Below are 515 nucleotides of genomic sequence, written 5' to 3'. Positions count from 1 at the left end.
TCGGGGTCAAGGAGTTGGTGGTCGGCCCCCTGTTGCTCGCCGAGGTGCATCAGTTTGATGCGTCCGATCCGGGTGCGGCTGCTGAGGCTGCAGCGGAGCATGGGCGCGTCGAGAGGCGTGAGCTGCAGATCACAGGTGCGTGCTCGACACCGCTAGCGAACGGCATGTTCGGTGTGAACCCCTGGGTCGTCACGTTCACACCAACGGAGACGACCATCCAGGCGGTCGCATCCGGCCCCGACGACTGGAGCGGCGAGCGCGCGGAACGCGAGACCCGTGCTATCGCCGACGTGGTGGACATGTACACGAGGCCGGTCCGATGGGTGCGGCGGAGGCGGCCCGTGCTGGATCCGGGGAGGATGATCGCGGCGCTGCAGCAGGAGCACGATCGCAAGATGGCGTGGTTCGCGGCGATGTGGGGATTCCTCGGCGGTCTGCTACCGGGTGTCGTGGCGCTGCTACTCGACTGAGTAGGGCCGGGTCGACGATGCGACCCGGCCCCGGTGTTCAGCCCT

1 protein-coding gene is annotated in these 515 nt (G+C 67.8%); it reads left to right on the top strand.

Features of this window, described 5'->3' with window-relative positions; translation table 11 throughout:
- The coding region (locus G3I71_RS46085; RefSeq protein ID WP_203733066.1) for a hypothetical protein at positions 1-470 on the top strand (470 nt) is incomplete at its 5' end.
- Between the last annotated feature and the right edge of the window lie 45 nt (positions 471-515).

Origin of the sequence: Streptomyces sp. SID12501 (assembly GCF_010550245.1) — a bacterium.
Taxonomy (GTDB): domain Bacteria; phylum Actinomycetota; class Actinomycetes; order Streptomycetales; family Streptomycetaceae; genus Streptomyces.
The sequence above is the reverse complement of the archived record's forward strand: the minus strand, read 5'-3'. Positions and strand labels throughout refer to the sequence as shown.